A 25694-nucleotide genomic window follows, 5' to 3' on the forward strand; every position below is an offset into this window, starting at 1 on the left:
CTACGCGGCCGTCTCTCCCCTACCTCGACGGCGGCGGAGCGCCAGCACGAGCGCGGCACCGCCGAGCATCAGCAGGCCGGCGAGCCCGGCGATGCGCAGCATGCCCGCGCCGTCGACGCCGGTCGGCGCCATGGGCGTGGTCGGGGGCGGCGGCGCCGGGAACTCGAACTCGTTGTCGACCGTGATGCTCACCGGGTCGCCGACGCCCACCACGACCGGGGCGTCCTCGGTCGCGCTGACGGTCACCGCGATGGCACCGCCCGAATCGGTCTCCTCGGCCCAGCACTCGGCCCCGACCGGCAGTTCGTCGAGCACGACGGTCTCACCGCCGGCGATCTGCACGGGCTCGTGGTCGAGCGCGACGTACGGCTCGTTGTTCGGGCCGCGGTCGAGCGTGCAGGTCACCTCGACGGTGAACGTCTGGCCCTCCGCGGATTCGACCGATCCGCTGATGGTCTTCTCGAGTTCGACCTGACCGTACTCGAACGTGTTCGTCGCGGTGACGAGCAGGATCTCGGGCAGCCGCGAATCCTCCACGACGATGGCGTTCTCGTACGAGTCGTGGTCGACGACCGCCGAGGTCGCACCGGCGGGGTCGGTCTCCTCGCCCCAGCAGTGCGTGCCGATCGGGAGGCGGGCGATGCGGCCGTCGGCGTAGCGCAGCGCCTTGAGGCCCCCGGCATCGATCTCGATCGTGTTGGTGAGCACGATCGTGGGCGCACCCTCGACGTCGAGCTGGCAGGTCACCTGCACGGTGAACACGGCGTCCTGCACCCACGGGGCGTCGGCCGCGGGGCCGTCGACCTGCTTCTGCACGCCGAGCAGGCCCAGCGAGAACCGGTTCAGCATGCCGGCCGTGACGACCGATTCGACGCCGTCGGTCTCCTGGTCGGGAATGACGACCATGACCGGCGGCGGGGTGTCGTCGGCGCCGCCGTTGTCGACCTCGGTCACGGTGCACTCGGATCCGACCGGGATGCCGGTGACGGTCTCGCTCGTGAACGGCCCGCGCGAGTCCTCGGAGCCGGGCACCACGAGCGCGACCGAGCGCACCGTCTGCCCCTCGTAGGTGCAGATCACCTGGAAGACGAACGGGCCGCTGGAGAACGTGGGCACGCCCGGACCGCGCACCTCCTTCAGCACGTTGAGCCCGCCGGTGCGGAACTCGTTGTCGATCGTGACCTCGACCGGGTCGGCGGGGTCGTCGCCGACCACGATCGGGTTCGGCGTCGCCGTCCACTCGGTCGCGCCGCCGAGGTCGGTCTCGTCGACGGTGCAGGATGCCCCGGTGGGCAGGTCGTCGATCGTGACGACGTTGCCCGGGGCATCCGTCGTCAGCGTGAACGTGTCGTCGAACACCGTGTCGGGGTCGGCGGCCTCGAGCGTGCACACGACGTGCACCGTGTAGTCGCCGAACTCGCCCGCCCATTCGTCTGCGCCGGTGCCGCTGACCTGCTTGACGAGCTGCAGCGATCCGACGGTGAAGGGGTTGTCGACGCCGAGGAAGTTGACGTACGCGCCGTCGTCGTCGGGAACCAGGGTGAAGACCGCGCTCGTGGTCTCGCCGAGGTCGGTGGACGTGCCGTCCTGCTCGAGCGTCATGCCCGTGCCCGTCGCACCCCCCGTGTCGGTCTCGGTCACGGTGCACTCGGCGCCGGCCGGGAGCGTGTCGTACTCCGCGAACTCGCCGTCGGAGAGGCCGAACGTCTCGTCGAGCACCGTCTGCCCCTGGAACGTGCAGACGGCGGTGAACTGGAACACCGTGTCGTAGACGATCGGGGTGCCGTCCTGGTCGACGGCGCCGCCGTCGTCGACGGTCTTCGTGACGCGGAACCCGGCGTCGGGGTAGTCGTTGGTCACCGTGATCGTGATGTTCTCCGCGGTGCCGACGACGACCGGGTTCTGTTCGGTCGCGCTGATGTCGACCGTCCAGGCGCCCTGATCATCGGGCTCCTCCGCGTAGCACTCGGACGAGATCGGGATCTCGTAGAGCGTGACGATCTCGTCGGCCTCGAGTTCGACCGGCTCCCGGTCGTAGATCACGAGCGGCGGGTTGTTCGGCCCGCGGTCGAACGTGCACGTGACGAGGATCTCGAACGTGTACCCGGCGGCGTGGTCGGGGTTTCCGGTGACGTCCTTCTCGATCGAGATGTCGCCGAGGTCGTACTCGTTCGTCGCGGTAAGCTCGAGCGGTTCGGGGTCGTCGGAGTCGGATGCCACGACGATCACGGCGTCCTCGAACGAGTCGTGGTCGACGCGGGACGCGGTGGCACCCGCGTCATCGCGCTCCTCGCCCCAGCAGTGCGTGCCGACGGGGAGCAGGAGCGGGTCCCCGGTGGCGGGGTCGAGCACGGGCACCGTCTGCCCGCCGGTGACGAGCACGTCGCCGTCGTAGAGCGGAGTGCCGCCCTCGGTCAGCGAGCACGTGACGTGCACGGTGAACGTGGCGTCGGCCATGCCCGGCAGGCCGGCCCCGGTGCCCGACAGCTGCTTGGTCACCGAGACCGTGCCCGCGGTGAAGCGGTTCTCGAAGCCGGCCGTCGCGATCTCCTCGACCCCGGCGGCGGCCTGGTCGGGGATGGTGATCGTCACGGGCGGGGGCGTGCCGTCGGCGCCGCCGTCGCCGGTCTCGGTGACGACGCACTCGCTGCCGACCGGGATGCCGGCGACCGTCGCCGACGTGAGCGGGCCGGCGGTGCCGTCGCCGGTGATCGACAGGTCGCCCTCGGCGACCGGCGAACCCTCGTAGGTGCAGACGTAGCCGAAGGCGAACACGACGTCTTCGCTGAAGCCGATGCCCGAACCCACGACCGTCTTCTCGATCACGAACCCGCCGGTGCGGTAGTCGTTCGTCACCGTGACGGTGATCGGGTCGCCGGCCGCGCCCTCGACCCCGACGGCGACGCTCGCGGGCTCGATGACCGGGTCGCCGGTGGCCCCGAGGTCGTCGGGCTCGGTGACGACGCAATCGGCGCCGGTGGGAAGGCCGTCGACCGTGACCGATCCGTCGGCCGGGACCACGAGGTCGGCGTCGTAGACGGTGTCGGGGTCGGCGCCCGCGAGGGTGCAGACGAGGTGCACGGTGAACTCGTCGGGCGCCCAGGCATCCTCACCCGTGCCCGTGACGTCCTTCGCGATCGTGAGCGATCCCACCGTGTAGGCGTTCGTGACCGTCACGAGGTTCACCGACCCGGCGTCGGTGTCGGGCTGCAGCGTGAACTGCACGACCGTCGAGTCGTCGAACGAGGTGTCGGTGCCGCTCTGCGTGAGCACGATCGACGTGCCCGCCGCACCACCGTCGCCGGTCTCCTCGACCGTGCAGTCGGCGCCGGCCGGCAGCCCGCTGTAGATCTGGTCGGTGCCGTCGGAGAGCGAGAAGGTCTCGTCGAGCACGGTCCCACCCTGGAACGTGCAGACCGCGGTGAACGTGAAGACCGTGTCGTAGGCGATCGGATCGCCGTCCTGGTCGACCGCGCCGCCGTCGTCCACCTCCTTCACCACCCGGAACCCGGCGTCGGGGTAGTCGTTGGTCACCGTGATCGTGATGTCCGAGCCGTCGGTCACCTCGATCGGCGCGTCGACGGTCGCGCTGATGTCGACGTCGCTCGCACCCTGCCGGTCGTCCTCCTCGGCGTAGCACTCGGACCCGATCGGGATGTCGCCGAGCGTCGCGGAGTCGCCGCCGACGATCTCGACCGGCTCCCGGTCGTAGATCACGATCGGCGCGGTGCCGTCGCCGCGGTCGAACGTGCAGGTCACGAAGATCTCGAACGTGAAGCCGTCGGCGTGGTCGGGGTTGCCCGAGAGCTCCTTCGCCACCGTGAGCTCGCCGTAGTCGAAGGTGTTCGTCGCGGTGATCTCGAGCGTCTCGGGCTCGTCGCCGTCGTTCACCTCGACGACGACCGCGTTGTCGAACGAGTCGTAGTCGACCGAGGCATCCGTCGCCCCGCCGTCGCCGATCTCGTCGCCCCAGCAATGCGTGCCGACCGGGAGGAGCAGCGGGTCGCCGGTCGCGGGGTCGGTGATCGTCGTCGTCGTGCCGCCCGTGACCTCGACGTCGCCGTCGAACAGGGGCGTGCCGCCGTCGGTCAGCGAGCAGACCACGTGCACCGTGTAGGTGCCGTCCGCGATCTCGGGGATCTCGGATGCCTCGCCGTCGACCTCCTTCGCCACGGCGATCGATGCCGAGGTGAACCGGTTCTCGACGGGCGCGGTGCCGATGGTCTCCACCCCTGCCGTCGTCTGGTCGGGGATCGTGATCACGACCGGCGGAGGCAGGAAGTCGGCCCCGCCGTCGGCGGTCTCCGTGATGGTGCAGTCGCTGCCCACCGGCAGGCCCGTCACGCTCTCGGAGGTGAGCGGGCCGGCCGTGCCGTCGCCCGTGATCGAGAGCTCGCCGTCGTCGACGGTTGCGCCCTCGTAGGTGCAGACGTAGTCGAAGGTGAACTCGACGTCTGCGCTGTAGTCGATGCCCGAGCCGGCGACCGTCTTCTCGACGGCGAACCCGCCCGTGCGGAAGTCGTTCGTCACGGTGATCGCGACCGGGTCGCCGTCCGCGCCCTCGATGCCGATCGTGACCGACGCCGGCTCGATCGTCGGGTCGCCGGTGGCTCCGCCGTCATCGGGTTCGGTCACGGCGCACTCGGCGCCGGTCGGGAGGTTGTCGACGGTGACCGTGTCGTTCGCCGCGATCACGAGGTCGTCCTCGTAGACCGGATTCGTCGTCGCCTGGTCCCAGGTGCAGACGAGGTGCACCGTGAACTCGTCGGGGGCCCACGTGTCGGCCCCCGTGCCGGTCACGTCCTTCGCGATCGACAGTGAGCCGACCGTGTACTCGTTCGTCACCTCGAGCGCGGTCAGGTGCGTGCCGCCGGCGTCGTCGGGAAGGATCGTGAAGTCGACGCTGTCGGTCTCGCCGAGATCGGTCGCGATGCCGTCCTCGGTGATCTCGACCGTGGTGACGCTCGCGCCCGCGGCATCCGTCTCGGTCACGGTGCAGTTCGCACCCACCGGGAGCGGCGCGAATTCCTTGTCATCGCCGGCGTGCAGCGTGAAGTCGCGGTCGACTGGGAGCACGACATCGGCGCCGAGCCAGTCGCAGTTCGCCGTGAACGTGAACTCAGGATCGGCGGCGATCGGGTTGCCGTCCTGATCGACCGCACCGCTCTCGACGACCTCCTTCGTGATCTCGAATCCGCCGATCTCGTAGGCGTTCGTGACCGTGACCGTGGCGTCCTCGACCGGCTCGGCGGGGAAGGGGTGCGCGATGTCGGTGCGGTCGCTGAAGTCGGCGCGAGCGACCACGGGGCCGGATCTGCCGTTGACGCCGGTCGGGTCGTAGCTCACGGTCGACCCCTGTGCGGTGAGTTCTTCGACGGAGCAGTCGGAGTAGAGCGGCAGCGTGGTGCCGGACCCCACCTCGACGAGCGTGCCGTCGGCCGGCACCTCCACCGGCGAGACGGCAGCGCCGGATTCGTCGACGAGGTCCACGTCTTCGCCGAGTGACGTGCACTGCACGTCGAAGTCGTAGGAGTCGGGCAGCGGGAACGGGAAGGATTCGGGCGCGACCTGCGACTTCTGGAGGTCGATCTCGCCGACCGGGAACGCGACGCCCGCGCGCACGGGTTCGACCGGGCCCTGGTAGTAGGCGACGCCCTGGTAGGTGGCGCGCGAACCCGCCGCGACGGTGTTCCATGCGATCGGCAGATCGGTGTCGTACGCGCCGGGGAGCGTGGCGGGGGTCTGCGTCTGGAACGTGATGGAACCCGTCGCGCCGGGCTGCAGCTCCGCGCCCGCGGGGAAGTCGAGCACGAGCTTCGTCGCGCGGGCCGTGGCGAGCTCGGCGGCCGGCGTCGTGTCGTCGAACGGGATCCAGTCCCGCGAGTTCACGTCGGCGGCGCAGGGATCCGTGTCGGGGATCGGCTCGCCGAGCGTGCTGTACCTGATGTCGGCGGCGTTGCACTCCTGGTTCGGCACGGTGGTCATGTAGAACCCCGAGACACCGGGGCCGGCAACGACGCTGAGGTTGCCGAGGTAGATCGGCCGCCACTGGGAACCGCGAGGCGAGCCCACGACGACACCGGTGTCGCCGACCGCGGGCAGCACGTCGATGCCGCCGACAGCATCGGCGGGCACGTTGCCCCGGTTGGTGAACTCGATCTTCCATTCCTCGACGCCCCCGGGCCGCGTGATCGGCACGCAGTTGTTGACGTAGTACTCGTCGTCGGCGTTCGGCGACGCGCACGCGTCGGCGTCGCCGTTCACCGCGAGCACGCCGAGGTCGTCGAAGTTCGCGTCGCCGGGCGCCGCGCCCGGCACGCCCGCCTCGACACCCTTGACCGACTTGCGCATCGCGATCGGCGCCGCGGGCTGGGGCGTGACCGTGGTGTCCGCGGTGCAGGTGGGGGTGTCCGTGGCCGGGTCGGCGCTCGGCTGGTTGAGATGCGTGTAGTCGCAGGTCTCGAAGTCGCGGTCGCTCGTCGCCGTGATCGAGTTCGCCACGGGGGTGCCGGGGGCGACGCCGTCGCGGAACTGCAGGTGGGCGGCGATCACGAGCACGTCGCCCGGGGCGAAGACGAAGTCGTCGGGCACGATGATCGTGACGGCGCCGCTCGCGGTGTCAAGCGATCCGCTGAAGCCGTCGGTCGGCAGCGCGTTGCCGTCCGAGTCGGTGAGGGCGAACTCGAACACCGGGTCGACGCCCGGAACCGGCACGAGGTAGGAGCCGTCGCCGTCGCTCGCGACGGTGTCGGAGAGCTCGAGGCCCGTCATGTCCCACTGGCCGGTGTTGGTGACCGTCATCACGTACGGGATCTCGGCGTTGGGCGGGAACTGCTGCGCCGCGGCGCCGTCCTGGCCGTTGCCCGGGGACTTCTCGACGCTGATGGCGTTCGGGCGGTGCAGCAGGTCGGTGGTGTCCGAAGCGCTCGCGTCGGCCTCCCAGGTCACGCCGTTCGGCGCCTCCCATGCACCGCTGCCGTGGACGTCGACGGTGTCGGTGGTCGTGCCCTGCACCGTCTCACCGGGTGCGGTCTCGAGCCCGGGGAGCGTGGACGGCACGGGATACGAATCGATCTCGCCGTTCGGTCCGTAGTGCAGGTCGTCGAGGCGGTCGGCGATGAACGCGAAGGAGACGATCGGGTTGCGGGGGTTCTCCCAGTTGCTCTCGTTCTCGTCCTGCCGGACCTCGAACCGGATGCCGCGCACGTCGCCCGGGAGCACCCCGGTCGGGAGCGCCGGGGTCACCGTGTTGCCGGCCGAGACATCCTGCCAGTCGCCCACCTCCCAGCACGCGGTGAGATCGGCGTCGCCCGCGCAGGTCTGCACGAGCGCGCCGGTGCCTCCGTCGACGGCGTAGTCGACGCCGACGAGCGCCGAGACGCGGATCTGGTCGAGGTTGGGCGGCATGTTGCGCTCGGGGAAGTCCGCGAACTCGAAGGCGTTCCAGAAGGTGGGCTCGTCGTCGGTGATGGTCAGCACGGTCGTGCGCACGTTGCCGGTCGGCTGGCCGCCGATGGTCACCGTGTACCCGTTCGGCGACTGGTCCTCGTAGCGGGATGCCGGCGAGATCGACTTGCCCGCGAGCACGTTGTACACGGCGGGCTCGAACTGGAGGTTGTCGTCATCGGTGCCGTGCGCTTCGTCGGTGCTCGCTCCGCCCGGTCGCGATGCGTCGGCCGAGGCGACGTTCGTCACGATGTCGCCCATCTGGGGGCGCACCGTCGGCGCGTCGCGCAGGAACTCTCGCAGTTGATAGGTCAGCACCACGCTCGTCTGCTCGGTCGTCAGGATCGCGACGCGATCGGGGTCGCGGTGGTCGACGGTGACGCCGATCACGTCGGTGAGCTGGGTCCAGTCGAGCGCCTGCGCCTCGGCGATCGAGTAGTCGTCGGATCCGCCCCCCTCGCGGTCCAACGTCACGATCGTCTGCGTGGCGTCGGCCGGCACGCTGATCGTGCCGATGGCGTAGAGGTTGAACGTGTTGTAGGTGTCGGTCGTCGCGGCAGGGGGCGTCGCCGGGTCGGACACCGTGAGCGCGGAGATGTTCGACTCGGTCTCGTTGCGCGCCGTGATGGTCGCGCTCACGAGCGGGTAGTCCTCCTGCGGCGCCGACTCGGGCGGCACCGGCATGGCGTCCTGGTCGAAGGTCTTCGAGACCGAGACGTTGACGGTGGTGTCGAGGATCGTGATGTCGTCGGCATCCTGCCCGTCGACCGGGCCCGGACCCTCGCCGTGCACCGCGACGGTGTTGCGCACCACGCCGTTCAGGCCCGAGTTGTAGGGCTCGTCGTGCAGCGTGCCCACGACCGGCCCGCCGTCGGACCGCTTCTCCTGACGCAGCTGGAAGGTGAGATCGAGGCCACGGCCGTTGCCCATCGACGAGGCGACGCCCGATCCGGGTGCCGGACCGGTGCCGGCGCCGCGGTTCGAGCCCTCGACGTAGGTGAGCCGCACGCCGAGGGTCGAGGCGCGCTGGTCGTCGGTGAGCTCGAAGCGCGGGAACCCGCCGTCGCATGCGGTGCCGGTCGTGTCGACGGCCCCGCAGGCCTGCGCGGTGACGTCCGTCCAGGCATCCGCCGAGTCGTCGTAGAGCTCCACGGACGCGATGCGGTCGTAGACGATGAGCGGGTCGAGCGACGGGTCGACGGCCTCGATCGCGGCGAGATCCCACGCATCGTAGGCGGATGCCGCGATGTTCGAGAAGTCGTCGCCGGCCGACGGATCGTCGGTGATGGTGAAGGACTCGAAGGGCACGCCCTGCGTCGACCAGCTGATGCGGGCGGTGCGCTGCTCGTCCGTGAACGCCGAGACGTCCTCGTCGAGCCACGCCTTGTCGACGAGGTCGACGCCGGGCCCGTCTTCGGGCCAGGGGTTCACGTCGATCTCGTCGCCGTCGGTCGCGTGGTTGTCGTCGGGCGAGGTGTCGTCGGGATTCGTGACGTCGGAGGAGGCGGTGTTCGGGATGTTCAAGGGGTCGGCGGCCTGCGCGGCATCGTGCACGCTGCCGGAGCCGTCGCGGAACTGGTCACGGGTGGAGACCTGGATGGTCGGCGTCACCTGGAATCCGGGCGGCAGCGTCTGGCCGGGCTTGGGCGTGTAGACGAACCGGATGCCCTCGATGTCGTCCTGGAGGTCGCCGGGCACCGTGTAGTTCCAGGTGGTCTCGCCCTCGATGAGCTCGGCTCCGGGCAGGGTGACCCACTGCGTGCCGTCCCAGTACTCCACCGTGAGGTTCGCGTTCGCGGGCACGCCCGCCGAGAGCTGCTTCGCGTCGAACGCGTTCCAGAAGGGAGATACGGGGTCTCCGGGCTGCGGATCCGCGGGGTCGCTGACCACGAGCGAGTCGGCCCCGACCGTCGACGCGTTGTCGCCCGTGTTGTTCACGTTGGCGAACAGGCTCACGTCGGTCGTGCTGCCCGGGAGGTCCCAGACCTCGTTCTGGACGATGTTCTTCGTAACCGTCGTCGACACGCGTGCCGGCTGCCTCGTCACATCCGCGGTGTCGAAATCCTCGCCCTGCAGGCCCGTGGAGTCGGTCACCGTCGTGGTGGTCTCGTTCGTGCTCACGACGTCGAGCTGCCCGTCGACCGGGTCGGCCGTGACGACGAACGGGATCTCGGCGATCGCGTTCTGCTGGATCGGACCGGTGAACGTGATCGAGAATCCGACCACCTCGGCCTCATCGCCCGTGGGTGCGGGGATCTGGTTCGGCGTCGAGCCGTCGATCGTCTCGGTGTCGCCGTTGGCGTACGTGTACGTCACCGACACGGCGTCGGCGTTCGGGGGCCATTCGACGCCGGCGTCGAATCCGCCGAAGACGAGGCCCTGGTCGGCGAGGTTCGGCTGCCCGGCGGTGGGCTCGTCGATCGTCATGGACGTGATCGGACGAGGACCGTTCGACGATTCGATCGTCGCCGTCGTCGAATCGCCGCCGAGGAGCGTCGGGTCGGCGAAGGATTTCACGGTGTCGACGGTCGGCCCGGTGTTGCTGATGTCGACGGAACCGTCGGCCGTCTTCGGGGGGTTCGTTCGATCGTCGACCACGACGTTCGACGATGCCGTGTTCGGCACCGTCACCGAACCGTCGAGCGGGATGTCGGTCACCTCGTCGTTCGTCTCGCTCGAGATGCCGATCGCCGCCTGCCCGTCGGCGGGGGTCGGCGGCAACTGGCCTGTCGAGGACGAGAAGGTGAAGCGGAGCCCGTGCACGTCTTCGGGCGGAACGTCGGGGATGTTCGTGAAGTCGGTCGGGATCGGGCCCGTGGGGTACGTCGTCACCCAGTTGCCGTCGGCGTCGAGGTACTCGATCTGCACCTGATCGGCGCCCGCCGGCGGGGTGATCGAGGTGATGCCGGTGAACTCGAGGTAGCCGTCGAACGGGCTGTCGACGCCGTCGGCCGGATCCTGGACGACGATCTCGTCGACCGAGCGGTTCGAGGCGTTGCCGCCGCCGACCGTGTAATCGACGGGCTGGCCCGGCAGCGCCGGGATCGTCTGCCCGTCGGCGACGTGGTCGTCGACCGTCTTCGAGACCGTGGAGTCGAGCGACTCGGGGATGTCGAGCCCGGTCACCGCATTCGCATCCTTCGGCAGCGCATTGTCGGCCGCGGCCGTGGCCGTGTTCGTGATGTCGCCGTCGTAGTCTGCGCTCGCGTCCTCGGGAACCTGCACGAACACGGTGATGCTCACCTGCTGGCCGGTCGCGAGGCCGGTGCCCGCGGTCCCGCTCTGGTTGAACTTCACGTCGAAATCGCCGTCGCCGATCGTGACGGTCGGCGCGGGCGTTCCGCCGCCGGAGACGACGACGGGGTTCGGCACCGTCGGATCGAACACGAGCGGGGCCGGCAGCGTGTCGGAGACGTGGGCCGCGATGCAGATGTCGACGATCGGGCTGTTGCAGGTCAACGTGATGGTGTAGCTGAACTGATCGGTGGGCCCGAACGGCGATTCGTCGGGCGGCGTGATCACCTTCGAGAAGGTCGTGAACTGCGCATCATCCGGAGCTGCCGTGGCGGGCAGCGCCGCCGGCGTCGCCAACGCCGCCGTCAGGATGATCGCGCCGATTCCGGCGAGTACTCGTCGACCGACCGACATTTTCTCTCCCTGCCCCCGCAGCCGCACGACTGCCACGAGCCCACGGTAGATGGAGGGCTCGTGGATCCGACCCTATCGGGAAGGCTCCTCGCAGGGAAAGGGGTTCCAGGACGCGCGGGCGCGCCCCGTGCTCCGGTGAGACGGGCGGCGGACGCCCGCGAAGGGCGCCGGCGTCAGGCGAGCAGGTCGTGCAACTGCACGATCTCGTCGCGGCCCGGGCCGACGCCGATCGCCGAGATGCGGGAGCCGCTCATCGCCTCGAGCTCGCGCACATACGCCTGCGCGTTCGCGGGCAGGTCGGAGAACTCGCGGGCCCCCGTGATGTCTTCGGTCCAGCCCGGGAACTCCTCGTAGATCGGGGTCGCGTGGTGGAAGTCGGACTGCGAGACGGGCACCTCGTCGAAGCGCTGCCCGTCGACGTCGTAGGCGACGCAGACCGGGATGCGCTCGATGCCGGTGAGCACGTCGAGCTTGGTGAGCACGAAGTCGGTGACGCCGTTGATGCGCGCCGTGTAGCGGGCGATGGGCGCGTCGTACCACCCCGTGCGGCGGCGGCGCCCGGTCGTGGTGCCGAACTCGTGGCCCTTCTCGCTGAGGAACTCGCCCCACTCGTCGAAGAGCTCGGTCGGGAACGGGCCGGCGCCGACGCGCGTTGTGTAGGCCTTGATGACCGCGATGACCCGGTCGATGCGGTTCGGCGCGATGCCCGAGCCGGTGACGGCGCCGCCGCTCGTCGCGTTCGACGAGGTGACAAAGGGGTAGGTGCCGTGGTCGACGTCGAGCATGGTGGCCTGGCCGCCCTCGAAGAGCACGGTCTCGTCGCGCTCGAGCGCCTGGTGCAGCAGCAGGGCGGTGTCGGTGACCATCGGACGCAGGCGGTCGACGTAGCCGAGCATCTCGTCGACGATCTCGTCGACGGCGATAGCGCGACGGTTGTAGACCTTGACGAGCAGGTGGTTCTTCTGGTCGAGCGCGCCCTCGATCTTCTGGCGGAGGATGTTCTCGTCGAACAGGTCTTGCATGCGCAGGCCGACGCGGTTGATCTTGTCGGCGTACGCGGGGCCGATGCCGCGGCCGGTCGTGCCGATCTGGCGCTTGCCGAGGAACCGCTCGGTGACCTTGTCGAGCGTGCGGTGGTACTGCGTGATGAGGTGCGCGTTCGCCGAGATGCGCAGGCGCGAGACATCCACCCCGCGGCTCGAGAGCGCCTCGAGCTCCTCGAAGAGCACCTCGACGTCGACGACCACGCCGTTGCCGATGACCGGCGTGACCCCGGGGGTGAGGATGCCGGAGGGAAGCAGGTGCAGCGCGTACTTCTCGCTGCCGACGACGACCGTGTGCCCGGCGTTGTTGCCGCCGTTGAACTTGACGACGTAATCGAGGCGCGGACCGAGCAGGTCGGTCGCCTTGCCCTTTCCCTCGTCGCCCCACTGTGCACCGATCAGGACGGCTGCGGGCATGTCAGTCCTCTCCTGCCGCGTCGAGGGCGGCGGGTTCGGCGACCTGGTCGCCGGTGGTTGCCGTGGCGTCGACCTGCGCGAGGAGCTGGTCGGCGGTCACGATGGTGATGACCTGGGTGGGCGTGTACTCCGACGCGATGCGGGCCGGGGCCTCGGCGTCGGCGCTCGAGAGCTCGTCGGCCAGCCGGGAGACCTGGGCGTCGAGCCCGAGCCCCGCGGCCGCTCGGCGCTTGGCATCGAGGGCGCGCAGGTAGGCGCGGTTCGGCTCGTCGGACCAGGGCACGGCTGCGCCGGGCTGCCATCCGGATGCCGCGAGCTGCTCCTGTGCGAGATCGACGGCGACGCTCGCGAAGGCGTAGGCCTCGATGGCGTTGCCCTCGGAGTCGGCGCGGTCGGCGAGCTCGGCCCACGCCAGCGGCGACGACGGATGCGCCGTGACGACCGCTGCGACGCCGCCCCGATCGGCTGCGGCGAGCGCCTCGCGAACCTCGGGTTCGTCGATGAGGCCGCCCTCGCGCTCAGATGCTGATTCGTCTGGAGTCACACTCAACCTTATCGCGGCGGCCGTTCGCCGCCCCGGCGGGTCTCGAGACGCTTCGCTCCTCGACCGGCGGAACGCGCCCCCGCCGGTCGAGGAGGCGCGCCGGCGCCGTCTCGAGACCCCGAGGGGGGCGCAGGTCTCGAGACGCTTCGCTCCTCGACCGGCGGACGGTGAGGGCGCCGTCACGCGGCATCCGCCCCAAGTAGGCTGGAGGGCATGTCGAAAGTCCTCTCCAGCCTCCCCGTCGGCGAACGCGTCGGCATCGCCTTCTCCGGCGGCCTCGACACCTCGGTGGCGGTCGCATGGATGCGCGAGAAGGGCGCAGTGCCCTGCACCTACACCGCCGACCTCGGCCAGCCCGACGAGCCCGACGTCGAGGCCGTTCCCGGCCGCGCCATCGAGTACGGCGCCGAGATCTCGCGCCTGGTCGACTGCCGCGCCGCGCTCGTCGAAGAGGGCCTCGTCGCCCTCCAGTGCGGCGCGTTCCACATCCGCTCGGGCGGCAAGGCGTACTTCAACACCACCCCGCTCGGCCGCGCCGTCACGGGCACGCTGCTCGTGCGCGCCATGCTCGAAGACGGCGTCGACATCTGGGGCGACGGCTCGACCTACAAGGGCAACGACATCGAGCGGTTCTACCGCTACGGCCTCATGGCCAACCCGCGCCTGCGCATCTACAAGCCGTGGCTCGACGCCGACTTCGTCACCGAGCTCGGCGGCCGCCAGGAGATGAGCGAGTGGCTGCAGGCCCGCGACCTCCCCTATCGGGCGAGCGCCGAGAAGGCGTACTCGACCGACGCGAACATCTGGGGCGCCACGCACGAGGCGAAGGTGCTCGAGGAGCTCAGCGAGGGCATCACCACGGTCGAGCCGATCATGGGCGTGAAGTTCTGGGACGAGTCGGTCGAGATCCCCGCCGAAGACGTCACGGTCACGTTCGAGCAGGGCCGCCCGGTCGCCCTCAACGGCGTCCGGTTCGACGACGCGGTCGAACTCGTGCTGGAGGCGAACGCCATCGGCGGTCGCCACGGCCTCGGCATGAGCGACCAGATCGAGAACCGCATCATCGAGGCGAAGTCGCGCGGCATCTACGAGGCGCCGGGCATGGCGCTGCTGCACCTCGCCTACGAGCGCCTCGTGAACGCGATCCACAACGAGGACACGATCGCGAACTACCACAACGAGGGCCGCCGCCTCGGCCGCCTCATGTACGAGGGCCGCTGGCTCGACCCGCAGTCGCTCATGCTGCGCGAGTCGATCGTGCGCTGGGTCGCCTCCGCCGTCACGGGCGAGGTCACCGTGCGCCTGCGCCGCGGCGACGACTACACGATCATGAACACGACCGGCCCGGCGCTCAGCTACCAGGCCGAGAAGCTCTCGATGGAGCGCGTGGGCGATCAGGCCTTCGGCCCCGAAGACCGCATCGGCCAGCTCACGATGCGCAACCTCGACATCGCCGACTCGCGTGCCCGCCTCGAGCAGTACGCGCACCTCAACCTGGTGGGCGGGGCGACGGCGGCGCTCGTCGGAGACCTCTCGGTGGGCGACGCGGCCGAGATCCTCGCGGGCCCGACCGAGACCGACCTCGAGGCCGCGACCGACGCCGCGAACGAGGCCTCCGCGTTCGACCTCGGCACCGACTGATCGCCTGCGCGGGCCCGAACGCCGTGGGCGCGGGCCCGGAACATGCAGAAGGGCGGATGCCGCGGCATCCGCCCTTCTGCATGTCGACGCGATGGGTCAGCCGCGTCCGCCGCTCTGGCAGCCGCGCTCGATGAACGCCTCGCTGTCGTCGCCCGAGCCGGCGTACGAGACGGTCTCGCCGTGCCAGGTGTAGCTGAAGGCGGGCCAGACGTCCTCTTCGTCCTGGTGCTTGAAGTGGGCGCGCACGACGGCGATGTTGTCGGTCTCGATGTAGACGTACGGGTTCTTCTCGCTGTGCGTCGCGTGGCAGAAGGCGACCTTGTGGCTTCCGTCGGCGCCGGGCTGCGTCGCGTTGGCCGCGGCCGACGCGCCGAGCACGCTGAGCGCGACGAACGGGATGACGGCGAGGGTAGCGGTGAGCCGCCGCTTCATTGCGGGCATGGTGGCTCCTTTCATCTCGGATTGCGATCATTCAAGCGCGCCCCGCGGGCGTGCCTCTGCTGCGGAGTGCCATCCGTCCCGGTCGCACGGGCCCCCAATTCGGGGGCGTCTGCGCGACCGCGAACGGACGCGGGTCGAGCGGATCGGGTCCCCGATCGGTGGGATACTCAGGGATCGCCCGCTGCCGGCCCGCCCGGCGCCGAATCGAGGAGTGCCGATGAACCACGCACCGCAGACCGCCGCGGAGCCGACCCGATGAGCGCGGAACTCGCGAACCTCATCGGCGGAATCGTCGTGCTCGTCGATCTCGCGATCCGCATCGCGGCCCTCATCATCGTGCCGCGCGACCGCAAGCCGACCGCCGCCATGGCGTGGCTGCTCGCGATCTTCCTCATCCCCTTCGTCGGCATCGTGCTGTTCCTCCTCATCGGCAACGTGAAGCTGTCGAAGCGGCGCCGCGAACGCCAGGTCGAGATCGACCGGATCCTCGAGGAGGACGTCGACGAACTGCAACCGGCGACGGATGCCGCGACCTGGCCGACCTGGTTCCGCACCGTCGTCGAGCAGAACGCCCGTCTCGGCGCACTGCCCGCCGTGCCGGGCGACTCGGCACGGCTGTTCGGCGACTACGAGGGCTCGATCGACGCGATGGCCGCCGACATCGACACCGCCGAGCGCTACGTGCACGTCGAGTTCTACATCATCGCGTTCGACGACGTCACGAAGGGTTTCTTCGCCGCCATGGAGCGCGCCGTGCAGCGCGGTGTCACCGTGCGGGTGCTGCTCGACCACGTCGCGTCGAAGCGCGTGAGCGTGCACGAGGCCACCTTCGCCGAGCTCGACCGCATCGGCGTGCAGTGGCACTTCCTGCTGCCGCTGAAGCCGCTGAAGGGCCGCTACGAACGCCCGGACCTGCGCAACCACCGCAAGCTCGTCGTCGTCGACGGCCGGGTGGCGTACACCGGATCGCAGAACCTGATCTCGCGCGACTACGACTCGCCGAAGAACCAGAAGCGCGGGCTCATGTGGCAGGAGCTCGTCGTGCGCACCACCGGACCGGTCGTGCGCTCGGTCGACGCCGTCTTCCGCTCCGACTGGTACGCCGAGGTCGACGAGTGGATCGACGACGAGAAGACGGTCGGGCGAGCCGTCGAGGCGGCTTCGGCCGAGGCATCCGCGGGGCTCGTCTGCCAGGTCGTGCCGAGCGGCCCGGCCTACGCGACCGAGAACAACCTGCGGCTGTTCCTCTCGCTCGTGGCGTCGGCGCAGGAGCGCGTGATCATCACGAGCCCGTACTTCGTGCCCGACGAGGCCATGATCTACGCGATCACGTCGGCCAAGCTGCGCGGGCTCGACGTGCAGCTCTTCGTCTCGGAACTCGGCGATCAGGGCTCGGTCTGGCACGCCCAGCGCTCGTACTACGGCACGCTGCTGCGCGCCGGGGTGCGCATCTGGCTGTATCCGGCGCCGTACATCCTGCACGCCAAGCACCTCTCGATCGACGACGACGTCGCCGTCATCGGGTCGAGCAACATGGACATCCGCTCGTTCAACCTGAACTTCGAGATCTCGCTGCTCGTGCGCGGCGCCTCGTTCGTCGCGGACATGCGCGAGGTCGAGGAGGAGTACCGGCGCATCGGCCGTGAGCTCACGCTCGAGGAATGGGAGAAGGAGCCGCTGTCGGCCACGTTCCTCGACGGGGTGGCGCGCCTCACGTCGGCGCTGCAGTAGGGCGTTCGCGGGGGGAGGCGGGCGGCGGGGGCGCGGCGCGGGGGGTTGGACTGGGGCGCTTGGTCTCGAGACGGGCGCTGAGCGCCCTCCTCGACCGGCGAGACGGGCGCTGAGCGCCCTCCTCGACCGGCGGGATAACTTGCACATTGGTGTGCAAGTTCGTACGATGGGAGCATGCCGACCATCACCGAGGAGGTTCGCCGCGCCCCTCGACGGGACGCCGCCGCGAACCGCGAAGCCCTGCTCGCCGCAGCATCGGCCACCCTGAACGAGCACCCCGACGCCGGGCTCGAGGCCATCGCCGCCGCCGCTGGTCTCACCCGCCGCGCCGTCTACGGCCACTTCGCCGGGCGCGACGAGCTCATCGCGGCACTCATCGACTCCGGCGCGGCCCGGCTCAACCACATCGCCGCCACCGTCGACCACCCGCACACGCCCACCGCGGTCGCCCTGCTCGGCGCGCGGCTGTGGCACGCCCTCGAGCACGTGCGCCTGATGGCCGCCATGGCGGTGCGCGAACCCCACGTCGAGCAGGCCGCCCGCGCCCTCGCCCCCGTGCGCGAACGGCTCGGCGCCCTCGTCGAGCGCGGCATCGACGACGGCACCCTGCGCGCCGACCTGGCCGCCGACACCCTCGCCCGCCTCATCGAGCGCTCGGCGATCGCGGTGCTGCTCGAGGCATCCGTCGCCCGCCTGACCGACGCCGAGGGCCACCGGCTCGTCATGCTCTCGGTGCTCTCGACCGCGGGCCTCGACTGGCGGGCGGCGGGCGCGCTCATCGCCGCGGCCCCCGAGCTTGCATTCGAGGCGGCCGCATGAGGATCGACCTGCACAACGTCTCGAAGGGCCGCCGCGGGCTGGCGCTGCCCGCAACGACGATCGGCTTCGAATCCGGCCGTGCCACGCTCACGCGCGCCGAGACCGAGCAGCGCCCCACCGTGCTCGGGCTCATGGCCGCCGGCCGCATGCGGCCCGACACGGGCACCGTGACCGTCGACGGGCGAGCGGATGCCTCGGCGATCCGCCGCCGCGTCGCGCTCGTCGACGCGCCCGGCGTCAGCGACCCGGCTCCCGACGTCACCGTCGCGGGCGTCGCCGCCGAGGAGCTCATGTTCGCCGGCATCCCGTCGCACCCCGTCTCGGTGTCGAACTGGCTGCACGACCTCGGGCTCGCGGCATCCGCTCGGGTGCCGATCGCGAACGTCGCGCCCCGCGACCGGCTGCGTCTGCTCACCGAGCTCGCGATCCTGCGCGACGGCGTCGAGGGCCTCGTGCTCGTCTCCCCCGACCGCCACGGCGGCGACCCCATCGCGTGGTGGGAGCTCGCCCGCACGCTCGCCGACCGCGGCTTCGCGGTGCTCGTGATCGCCGGCGACGCCTCCGCCGCCGCGATCGCCGCCGACACCATGCTCGCCCGCATGCAGGGCGACGAAACCGACGAGATCACCGAGCACGAGGCGATCGCCGAAGGAGGCCTCGCATGAAGGTTCCGCAGATGATCGCCGCCGAGTTCCGGCGCCTGTTCTCGACCCGCATGTCGGTCATCGCGCTCATCGCGCTCGTGGCCGTGCCCGTGCTCTACGGCGGCCTCTACCTCTGGGCGAATCAAGACCCGTACGCGAAACTCCCCGAGGTTCCGGTCGCCCTCGTGGTCGACGACGAGGGCAGCCCGGCCACCGCCGACGCGGACGCCCGCAACGTGGGCGACGAGGTGGCCGACGAGCTCATCGAGGACGGCGCCTTCGACTGGCACCGCGTCTCGGCCGACGAGGCCGCCGACGGGCTCGCGGACTCGTCGTACGACTTCGTCATCACCCTGCCCGCCGACTTCAGCGAGGCCCTCGCCTCGATCCAGACGGATGCCCCGCACCAGGCCGAGATCATCCTCGAGACGAGCGACGCGAACAGCTACCTCGCCGGCACCATCGGCGAGCAGGCCGTCAAGACGATCCGCACGACCGTGGCCGAACAGGTCGGCCGCGAGGCGGCCTCGCTGCTGCTCGACTCGATCTCGACGATCCGCGGCAAGATCGTCGAGGCCGCCGACGGCGCGCAGCAGCTCGCCGACGGCACCCTCACCGCCATCGACGGCACCACCCAGCTCGGCTCCGGGGCGACGCAACTCGCCGACGGCACCGCGGCGCTCGCGAGCGGCACCCGCCAGGTCGCCGACGGCAGCGCCGCCCTCGCCTCCGGCGCGCAGCAGGTGGCCGACGGCAGCGCCACGCTCGCCGCGGGCGCGCAGCAGGTCGCCGACGGCAACGCGCAGCTCGCGGCATCCGCCGACCGCGTCGGATCGGCCGTCGGCGACGCCGCGGCATCCGTGCCCGAAGCGCGCGCCGAGATCGCCGACCGCCTCACCGCGGCGGGGGTCGATCAGGCCACGATCGACGACGTGCTCGCCCGCCTCGACCCGATCGGCGACGACATCGCCGCGGGCAACGCGCGCGTGCAGGAGGTGGTCGGGCAGATCGATCAGCTCGCCGAAGGCAGCGCGCAGGTCGCGAGCGGGTCCGCCGACCTCGCCGCGGGCAGCGCCGACGTCGCGAGCGGGTCTTCCACCCTCGCCGCGGGGGCGACGGCCGCCGCCGACGGCGCCTCGACCGCGGCATCCGGCGCCGCGACGCTCCGCGACGGCATCGGCACGCTCGGCGAGGGCCTCGACGAACTCGGGACGGGCGCGCAGACGTTGCACTCCGGGCTCGCCGACGGCGCCTCGTCGATCCCCGATTCCGACCAAGCCCTCCGCGACGCGCAGGCGAAGACCATCGCCGACCCGGTCTCGCTCGAGACCGACGCGCTCACCGAGGCCGGCAACTACGGCGCCGGCCTCGCCCCGTTCTTCGCCGCCCTCGCCGGATGGATCGGCATCTACGCCCTGTTCCTCATCGTCAAGCCCATCTCGCGGCGCGCGATCACCGCCCTGCACTCGCCCATCCGGGTGACCCTCGCGGGATGGCTCACCCCCGGCATCCTCGGCGCGGTGCAGATGGGGGGCCTGTTCACCGTGCTCGCCGTGACCCTCGGGTTCCCGATGACGCATCCGCTCGGCACCCTCGGCGTGATGGTGCTCGCGTCGACCACGTACGCCGCGATCATCCTCGCGCTGAACGTCTGGCTCGGATCGGTCGGGCAGTTCCTCGGCCTCGTGCTCATGGTGCTGCAGCTCGTGACCGCCGGCGGCACGTTCCCGTGGCAGACGCTGCCCGCGCCGCTCGCCGCACTGCACCACGTGCTGCCGATGGGCTACGTCGTCGACATGATGCGGCAGGTCATGTACGGCGGAGATCTCGGAAGGGCGGCATCCGACTCGATCGTATTGCTCGTGTGGCTCGTCGGCGCGCTCGCGATCGCCGCGATCGGCGTGACCCGGATGACGCACTTCCGCACCCTGCGCGACCTGCAGCCGAGCCTCATCGGCTGAGGCGCCGCGTTGGTCGATCCGTCGACCCGTCGATCCGTCGATCCGTCGATCTTGGTCCGAACCGAGCCCGCATCTGGCGAAGATCGACGGATCATGGGCGGATGCCGCGGCATCCGCCCCGCTTCGGTTCGCGTGGAGCGGGCGCTACGCCGGAGTCTGCTGGTGCGCCGCCACGTGCCAGGCGCCGTCGTCGTAGACGTACGTCGTCGACATGCGGAGGTTCGCCGTGTCGTCGCCGCGACGCGCCACCGCACGGTAGACGACCATGCCCGCGCGATCACCGAGCCGGATCACCGCCGGCTCGTGCAGCTCGTACGACTCCCACGGCGGCACGTCGCGGAAGCTCGCGAGGATCTCGTCACGCCCGAGCATCGCCCCCTCGACGACCATGAGCGCGTCGCGCGTCATCGCACGTTGGTAGTGCTCGCCCCCGCGGCCGGCGAGGATGGCCTTCCATCCGGCGTGCTCCTCGTGCAGCAGACGGGCGGGCAGATCGTCGGTGATCTCGGTCATGGCCCAACCGTAACCGCGATCGGATGCCGCGGCCAGAGCGAATCGCCTCGCCCTGGCCTTTCGGCGGCCAACCGGACGGGCGCGTCAGCGACGGGCGTGCACGCGCACCCACTCGTGCATCACGATCGCGGCCGCGGCGCTCGCGTTGATCGAGCGCGTCGAGCCGTACTGGGTGATCTCCACGACCCGGTCGGATGCCGCGATCGCCTCGTCGCTGAGTCCGGGGCCCTCCTGGCCGAAGAGCAGCACGCACCGCTCGGGCAGCGGCGCCGCGTCGACCGGCTCGGAGCCGTCGACGTTGTCGACCGCGATGATCGGCAGGTCGTTCGCGCGAGCCCATTCGACGAAGTCGGCGACATCCGGGTGGTGCAGCACGTGCTGGTAGCGGTCGGTGACCATGGCGCCGCGCTTGTTCCAGCGGCGGCGGCCGATGATGTGCACGGTCTCGGCGGCGAACGCGTTCGCGCTGCGCACGATCGAGCCGATGTTGAGGTCGTGCTGCCAGTTCTCGATCGCGACGTGGAACGGATGCCGGTGCTCGTCGAGGTCCGCCACGATCGCGTCCATGCGCCAGTACCGGTACCGGTCGACGACGTTGCGGGTGTCGCCGTGCTCGAGCAGGTCGGGGTCGTAGTTCGCGTCGGCCGGCCACGCGTCGCGCCCGCCCGGCCACGGGGGCACGCCGTGCGGGAGGGTCGGCTCGGGGTGCTCGGGTTCGGGGAACCCCTCGTGCTGGGCTTCGGTCACCCGCCAACGCTACTCGCCGGTCGAGGAGCGCAGCGTCTCGAGACCCGCACCCGAAGGCCTCGAGACGGCGCCGGGGCGCCTCCTCGACCAACGACACACCGCGCCGGTCGAGGAGCGCAGCGTCTCGAGACCCGCACCCGAAGGCCTCGAGACGGCGCCGGGGCGCCTCCTCGACCGGCGGACAGCAGGTTTCGGTGCGCCGAAATATTGCTAGGGTTTCGGTATGCCGAAAGCCCTCGATGACGAGCAGACAGCGACGGATGCCTCGGGCGCGCCCGGGTCCGGAGAGCGCGGGCGCGCGGCATCCGCCCCTCGACCGACCCGGCTCGTCTGGCTGATCGGCCCGGCGCTCGTCGCGGGCGTCGCCTACCTCGACCCGGGCAACGTCGCGAGCAACATGACGGCCGGCGCGCAGTACGGCTACCTGCTGGTGTGGGTCGTCGTGCTCGGCAACGTGATGGCGTGGCTCATCCAGTACCTCTCGGCGAAGCTCGGCGTCGTGACGGGCAAGAGCCTGCCCGAGGTGCTCGGCGAGCGCATCGGCAACCGGTGGGGCCGTCGCGCCTACTGGCTGCAGGCCGAGGCCGTGGCCATGGCGACCGACATCGCCGAAGTCATCGGCGGCGCCGTCGCCCTGAACCTGCTGTTCGGGGTGCCGCTCGTGTGGGGCGGGCTCATCACGGGCTGCGTCTCGCTCGTGCTGCTCGTGATCCAGTCCCGGCGGGGCGCCCGGCCGTTCGAGACCGTCATCATCGGCCTGCTGGTGATCATCGCGATCGGCTTCAGCGTGGGCGTGTTCGTCGCGCCGCCCGACCCCGCGGGCGTGCTCGGCGGCCTCGTGCCCCGCTTCGACGACGCGAACTCGGTGCTCCTCGCGGCATCCATCCTCGGCGCGACGATCATGCCGCACGCGATCTACGCGCACTCGGCGCTCGCCCGCGACCGGTTCGCCCCTCGGCACACCGTGGAGGCGCGCGTGACCCCCACCGCACGGCTGCTCACCGCGACCCGCTGGGACGTCACGATCGCCATGGCCATCGCCGGCACCGTGAACCTCTGCATCCTGCTGCTCGCAGCCGCGAACCTCGCGGGCATCGCCGGCACCGACAGCCTCGAGGGCGCCCACGCCGCACTCGAGGCCTCGCTCGGGCCGGTCATCGCGACCCTGTTCGCGGTCGGCCTGCTCGCCTCGGGCCTCGCCTCGACCTCGGTCGGCGCCTACGCGGGCGCCGAGATCATGCACGGACTCTTGCGCGTGCGCGTTCCGCTCCTCGCCCGCCGGCTCGTGACGCTCGTGCCCGCGCTCGCGATCCTCGCGCTCGGGTTCGATCCCACACAATCACTCGTGCTCAGCCAGGTCGTGCTCTCGTTCGGCATCCCGTTCGCGCTGATCCCGCTCGTCGCGGTCACCGCGAACCGGAGCGTGCTCGGCACGTACGCGAACCGCTGGGCGACGACGGCGGCCGGCGTCGCGGCATCCGCGTTCCTCATCGCGTTGAACGCGCTGCTGCTCTGGCTGGTGTTCACGGGGGCGTGACGGGCCGCCCGCTATCCTGAGGCCGATGCCGCCCACCACCAGCCCCGCGATCGAGGACTACCTCAAGACGGTGTACGCCCACACCGAATGGCAGCCCGACCCGATCACGCCCAAGGCGCTCGCCGACAAGCTCGGGGTGGCCCCATCGTCGGTCACCGAGATGGTCAAGAAGATGGCCGCGCAGGGGCTCGTCGCGCACGTGCCGTACGGCCCGCTGCGGCTCACGGATGCCGGGCGCGAACGCGCGCTCGCGGTCGTGCGCCGGCATCGGCTCATCGAGACCTGGCTCGTCGCCGAGATGGGCTACGGGTGGGACGAGGTGCATGACGAGGCCGAGGTGCTCGAGCACACGGTGTCCGACCGCCTGCTCGAGGCCATCGACGTGCGGCTCGGGCGCCCCGCGCGCGACCCGCACGGCGACGCGATCCCGTCGGCGTCGGGCGACGTCGCGAGCGAGCCGTTCGTGCTGCTCTCCGAGGCGCCGGCAGCGCACGTCGGCCGCGTCATCCGCATCAGCGACCGCGACCCGGCGGTGCTGCGCGAGCTCGAGCGTCGCGGCATCCGCCCCGGTGTCGAGATCGAGGTGACGGATGTCGAGAGCGAACGGGTGACCCTGCAGGCCTCCGGCGAGGCCGGCGCACTGACGCGCGAGACGGCCGCGGCGATCTGGGTCACCGCCTGACCCGAGCGGACGCGAGCTCCCTCAGGAGCAGCAGCCCTCAGAAGCAGCAGCCCTCAGGAGCAGCAGCCCTTGGCGGCCGGCCCGCCGACGGGTTCGCCGCATGAGGAGCCGCCGGGCGCGGAGCCGTCGGGCGCGAGGCTCGTCGAGCACGCGCCCGTCGCGGGCAGCACCAGCTCGACGTTGCTCGCGGCAGCGACGTCGCCCGCGAGCCAGGCCGTGATCGAGCGCACCTGCTCGTACCCGGTCGCGAGGAGGAAGGTCGGCGCGCGCCCGTAGCTCTTCATGCCGGCGAGGAAGAAGCCGGGTTCGGGGTGGGTGAGCTCGGCGAAGCCGTGCGGCTCGACCGTGCCGCAGGTGTGCACGTTGGGGTCGATCAGGGGCGCCAGCCGCTTCGGCGCCTCGACGATCTCGTCGAGTTCGACGCGGATCTCTCGGAGCATCGCCAGGTCGGGACGGAACCCGGTGGCGCTCACGACGACGTCGGTGTCGTGCTCGACGAGTTCGCCGCGACGCGCGCCGTGGATGCGCACGCCGCCGTCGGTGCGGCCGAGCCGCACGATCTCGAAGCGGTCGACGACCTCGACGAGCCCGGCGTCGACGAGCGCATCGACCCGGCGGCCGATCGAGGCGCGGGCGGCGAGGCCGTCGTTCTCCGACGTGGTGACGCGCACCGCGCCGGCGTTGCGGATCAGCCAGGTGATGCGGGTGCCGGGCGCCTGCCTGGCGAGCTCGGCCAGCGCGAGGATGGTGTTGGCCGCCGAGTGGCCCGCCCCGACGACCGTCGTGTGCCGGCCGGCGAACCGATCGCGTTCGCGGCCGAGCACGTCGGGAAGGGCGTGGCTGACCCGGTCGGCGACCTCGGCGAGACCCAGCGGGTCGAGGCCGGAGGAACCGAGGCTGTTCGGCTGCGAGTAGGTGCCCGACGTGTCGATCACGGCACCGGCGGTGAACTCCTCGATGCCGTCGGCGGTGCGGGCCCGCAGCAGGAACGGGGTCGAGGCACGACGCGCGGTCCGGGTGCGATCCATGCCCAGACGGGTCACGGCCTCGACGCGGACGCCGGTGCGGATGCGGCTCGCGATCGCGTCGATCGCCGCGAGCGGCTCGAGGTACTCCGTCACGAGCTCGGTGCCCGTGGGCAGCCGCCTCGACGCGGGCGCCTGCCACCCCTCGGCGTCGAGCAGCCGGCGCGATGCCGGATCGATCACGAGGTCCCAGGGCGAGAAGAGCCGGGTGTGCCCCCATTGACGGATGCTGGCCGCGATCTCGTCGCCGGACTCGTAGACGACGAAGTCGATGCCGCGCTCGACGAGATTCGCTGCGGCGGCCAGCCCGACCGGCCCCGCGCCGATGATGGCGACGGGCAACTCCGAGAGGCGGCCCCGCTGCAGTCGGGGAACGGTCAGATCGATCAGCGTCATGGTCCGTGCGCCTCCTCGGCATCGATGAACTTCGATATTCAGTCTGGCGAATCCATCGAAGTTTGTCAATATTCGGGGTAGAGTGGGGGCATGCCCACCACGATGCTGCCCGTCGTCCAGCCCGACTCCGCCGTCTGCTGCACGCCGCTCACGAGCGAGGCCATCGAAGCCGACCGCGCCGACGAACTCGCGAAGAAGCTCAAGGCCCTGGCCGATCCGACTCGCCTCCGACTCGTCTCGATGGTCGCGGCATCCGAGGGCGCTGAGGCCTGCGTCTGCGACCTCATCGAGCCCGTCGGCCTCAGCCAGCCCACCGTGTCGCACCATCTCAAGATCCTGATGGAGGCGGGCTTCCTGACGCGCAGCAAGCGCGGCACCTGGGCGTACTACAAGCTCGTCCCCGGTGAGCTCGACCTCCTCTCGCAGCTGCTCGACGCGACCGCCGCGCGCTGACATCGC

At 70.8% G+C, this 25694-nt stretch carries 15 protein-coding genes; 8 read left to right on the top strand and 7 right to left on the bottom strand.

Annotated elements, in window-relative coordinates; translation table 11 throughout:
* The 3 genes from GQQ92_RS05590 to GQQ92_RS05600 all read right to left on the bottom strand — a co-directional run bounded on the left by GQQ92_RS05590 (position 1) and on the right by GQQ92_RS05600 (position 13098).
* Positions 1-11094, bottom strand: coding sequence for a DUF5979 domain-containing protein (locus GQQ92_RS05590; protein ID WP_156998261.1), 11094 nt, complete (start codon positions 11092-11094; stop codon positions 1-3).
* A gap of 173 nt (positions 11095-11267) precedes the next feature.
* Positions 11268-12554: an adenylosuccinate synthase gene (locus tag GQQ92_RS05595; RefSeq protein ID WP_156998262.1), complete on the bottom strand. Its 1287-nt coding sequence runs from the start codon at positions 12552-12554 to the stop codon at positions 11268-11270.
* A 1-nt stretch (position 12555) separates the two neighbouring features.
* Positions 12556-13098 (bottom strand): DUF3151 family protein, encoded by a 543-nt coding sequence (locus GQQ92_RS05600; RefSeq protein ID WP_156998263.1) that lies wholly within the window; start codon positions 13096-13098, stop codon positions 12556-12558.
* A 213-nt stretch (positions 13099-13311) separates the two neighbouring features.
* On the opposite strand from GQQ92_RS05600, the gene argG reads away from it, so the two are divergent.
* On the top strand, positions 13312-14739 hold the full coding sequence (argG, locus tag GQQ92_RS05605; protein ID WP_156998264.1) for an argininosuccinate synthase: 1428 nt from the start codon (positions 13312-13314) through the stop codon (positions 14737-14739).
* A gap of 96 nt (positions 14740-14835) precedes the next feature.
* Here argG and GQQ92_RS05610 read toward each other — a convergent pair whose 3' ends face one another.
* The gene (locus tag GQQ92_RS05610; RefSeq protein WP_156998265.1) at positions 14836-15180 is read right to left on the bottom strand and encodes a hypothetical protein; all 345 of its coding nucleotides are present in this window, start codon (positions 15178-15180) and stop codon (positions 14836-14838) included.
* A gap of 255 nt (positions 15181-15435) precedes the next feature.
* Between GQQ92_RS05610 and cls the strand changes: the two genes are divergently transcribed.
* From cls to GQQ92_RS05630, 4 genes are all read left to right on the top strand, one after another.
* The gene (cls, locus tag GQQ92_RS05615) at positions 15436-16911 is read left to right on the top strand and encodes a cardiolipin synthase (RefSeq protein ID WP_156998266.1); all 1476 of its coding nucleotides are present in this window, start codon (positions 15436-15438) and stop codon (positions 16909-16911) included.
* 174 nt (positions 16912-17085) lie between these two features.
* Positions 17086-17730: a TetR family transcriptional regulator gene (locus GQQ92_RS05620; RefSeq protein ID WP_156998267.1), complete on the top strand. Its 645-nt coding sequence runs from the start codon at positions 17086-17088 to the stop codon at positions 17728-17730.
* Positions 17727-18395, top strand: a complete 669-nt coding sequence (locus GQQ92_RS05625; protein WP_197738108.1) for a hypothetical protein — start codon at positions 17727-17729, stop codon at positions 18393-18395. The genes GQQ92_RS05620 and GQQ92_RS05625 overlap by 4 nt, the downstream gene beginning before the upstream one ends.
* Positions 18392-20335: a YhgE/Pip domain-containing protein gene (locus tag GQQ92_RS05630; protein ID WP_156998268.1), complete on the top strand. Its 1944-nt coding sequence runs from the start codon at positions 18392-18394 to the stop codon at positions 20333-20335. Before GQQ92_RS05625 ends, GQQ92_RS05630 begins: the two co-directional genes overlap by 4 nt.
* A 144-nt stretch (positions 20336-20479) precedes the next feature.
* Here the strand turns inward: GQQ92_RS05630 and GQQ92_RS05635 are convergent, their stop codons facing one another.
* The gene (locus GQQ92_RS05635) at positions 20480-20848 is read right to left on the bottom strand and encodes a nuclear transport factor 2 family protein (protein ID WP_156998269.1); all 369 of its coding nucleotides are present in this window, start codon (positions 20846-20848) and stop codon (positions 20480-20482) included.
* Positions 20849-20932: 84 nt separating this feature from the next.
* Complete coding sequence (locus tag GQQ92_RS05640) at positions 20933-21595, bottom strand: TrmH family RNA methyltransferase (protein ID WP_156998270.1); 663 nt, start codon at positions 21593-21595, stop codon at positions 20933-20935.
* A 223-nt stretch (positions 21596-21818) separates the two neighbouring features.
* Here GQQ92_RS05640 and GQQ92_RS05645 point away from each other — a divergent pair, with 223 nt between their 5' ends.
* The gene (locus tag GQQ92_RS05645; RefSeq protein WP_156998271.1) at positions 21819-23132 is read left to right on the top strand and encodes an Nramp family divalent metal transporter; all 1314 of its coding nucleotides are present in this window, start codon (positions 21819-21821) and stop codon (positions 23130-23132) included.
* Between the two features lie 25 nt (positions 23133-23157).
* Positions 23158-23814 carry a metal-dependent transcriptional regulator gene (locus tag GQQ92_RS05650; RefSeq protein WP_156998272.1) on the top strand — a complete coding sequence of 219 codons (657 nt, stop codon included), beginning with the start codon at positions 23158-23160 and terminating at the stop codon, positions 23812-23814.
* Between the two features lie 53 nt (positions 23815-23867).
* On the opposite strand, the gene GQQ92_RS05655 is transcribed toward GQQ92_RS05650, so the two are convergent.
* Positions 23868-25235 (bottom strand): NAD(P)-binding domain-containing protein, encoded by a 1368-nt coding sequence (locus GQQ92_RS05655; protein WP_156998273.1) that lies wholly within the window; start codon positions 25233-25235, stop codon positions 23868-23870.
* A 90-nt stretch (positions 25236-25325) separates the two neighbouring features.
* Here GQQ92_RS05655 and GQQ92_RS05660 point away from each other — a divergent pair, with 90 nt between their 5' ends.
* Entirely contained in the window at positions 25326-25688 is a 363-nt protein-coding gene (locus tag GQQ92_RS05660; protein WP_156998274.1) for an ArsR/SmtB family transcription factor, read from the top strand.
* Positions 25689-25694: the final 6 nt, after the last annotated feature.

Source organism: Agromyces terreus (assembly GCF_009749465.1).
Lineage (GTDB): Bacteria > Actinomycetota > Actinomycetes > Actinomycetales > Microbacteriaceae > Agromyces > Agromyces terreus.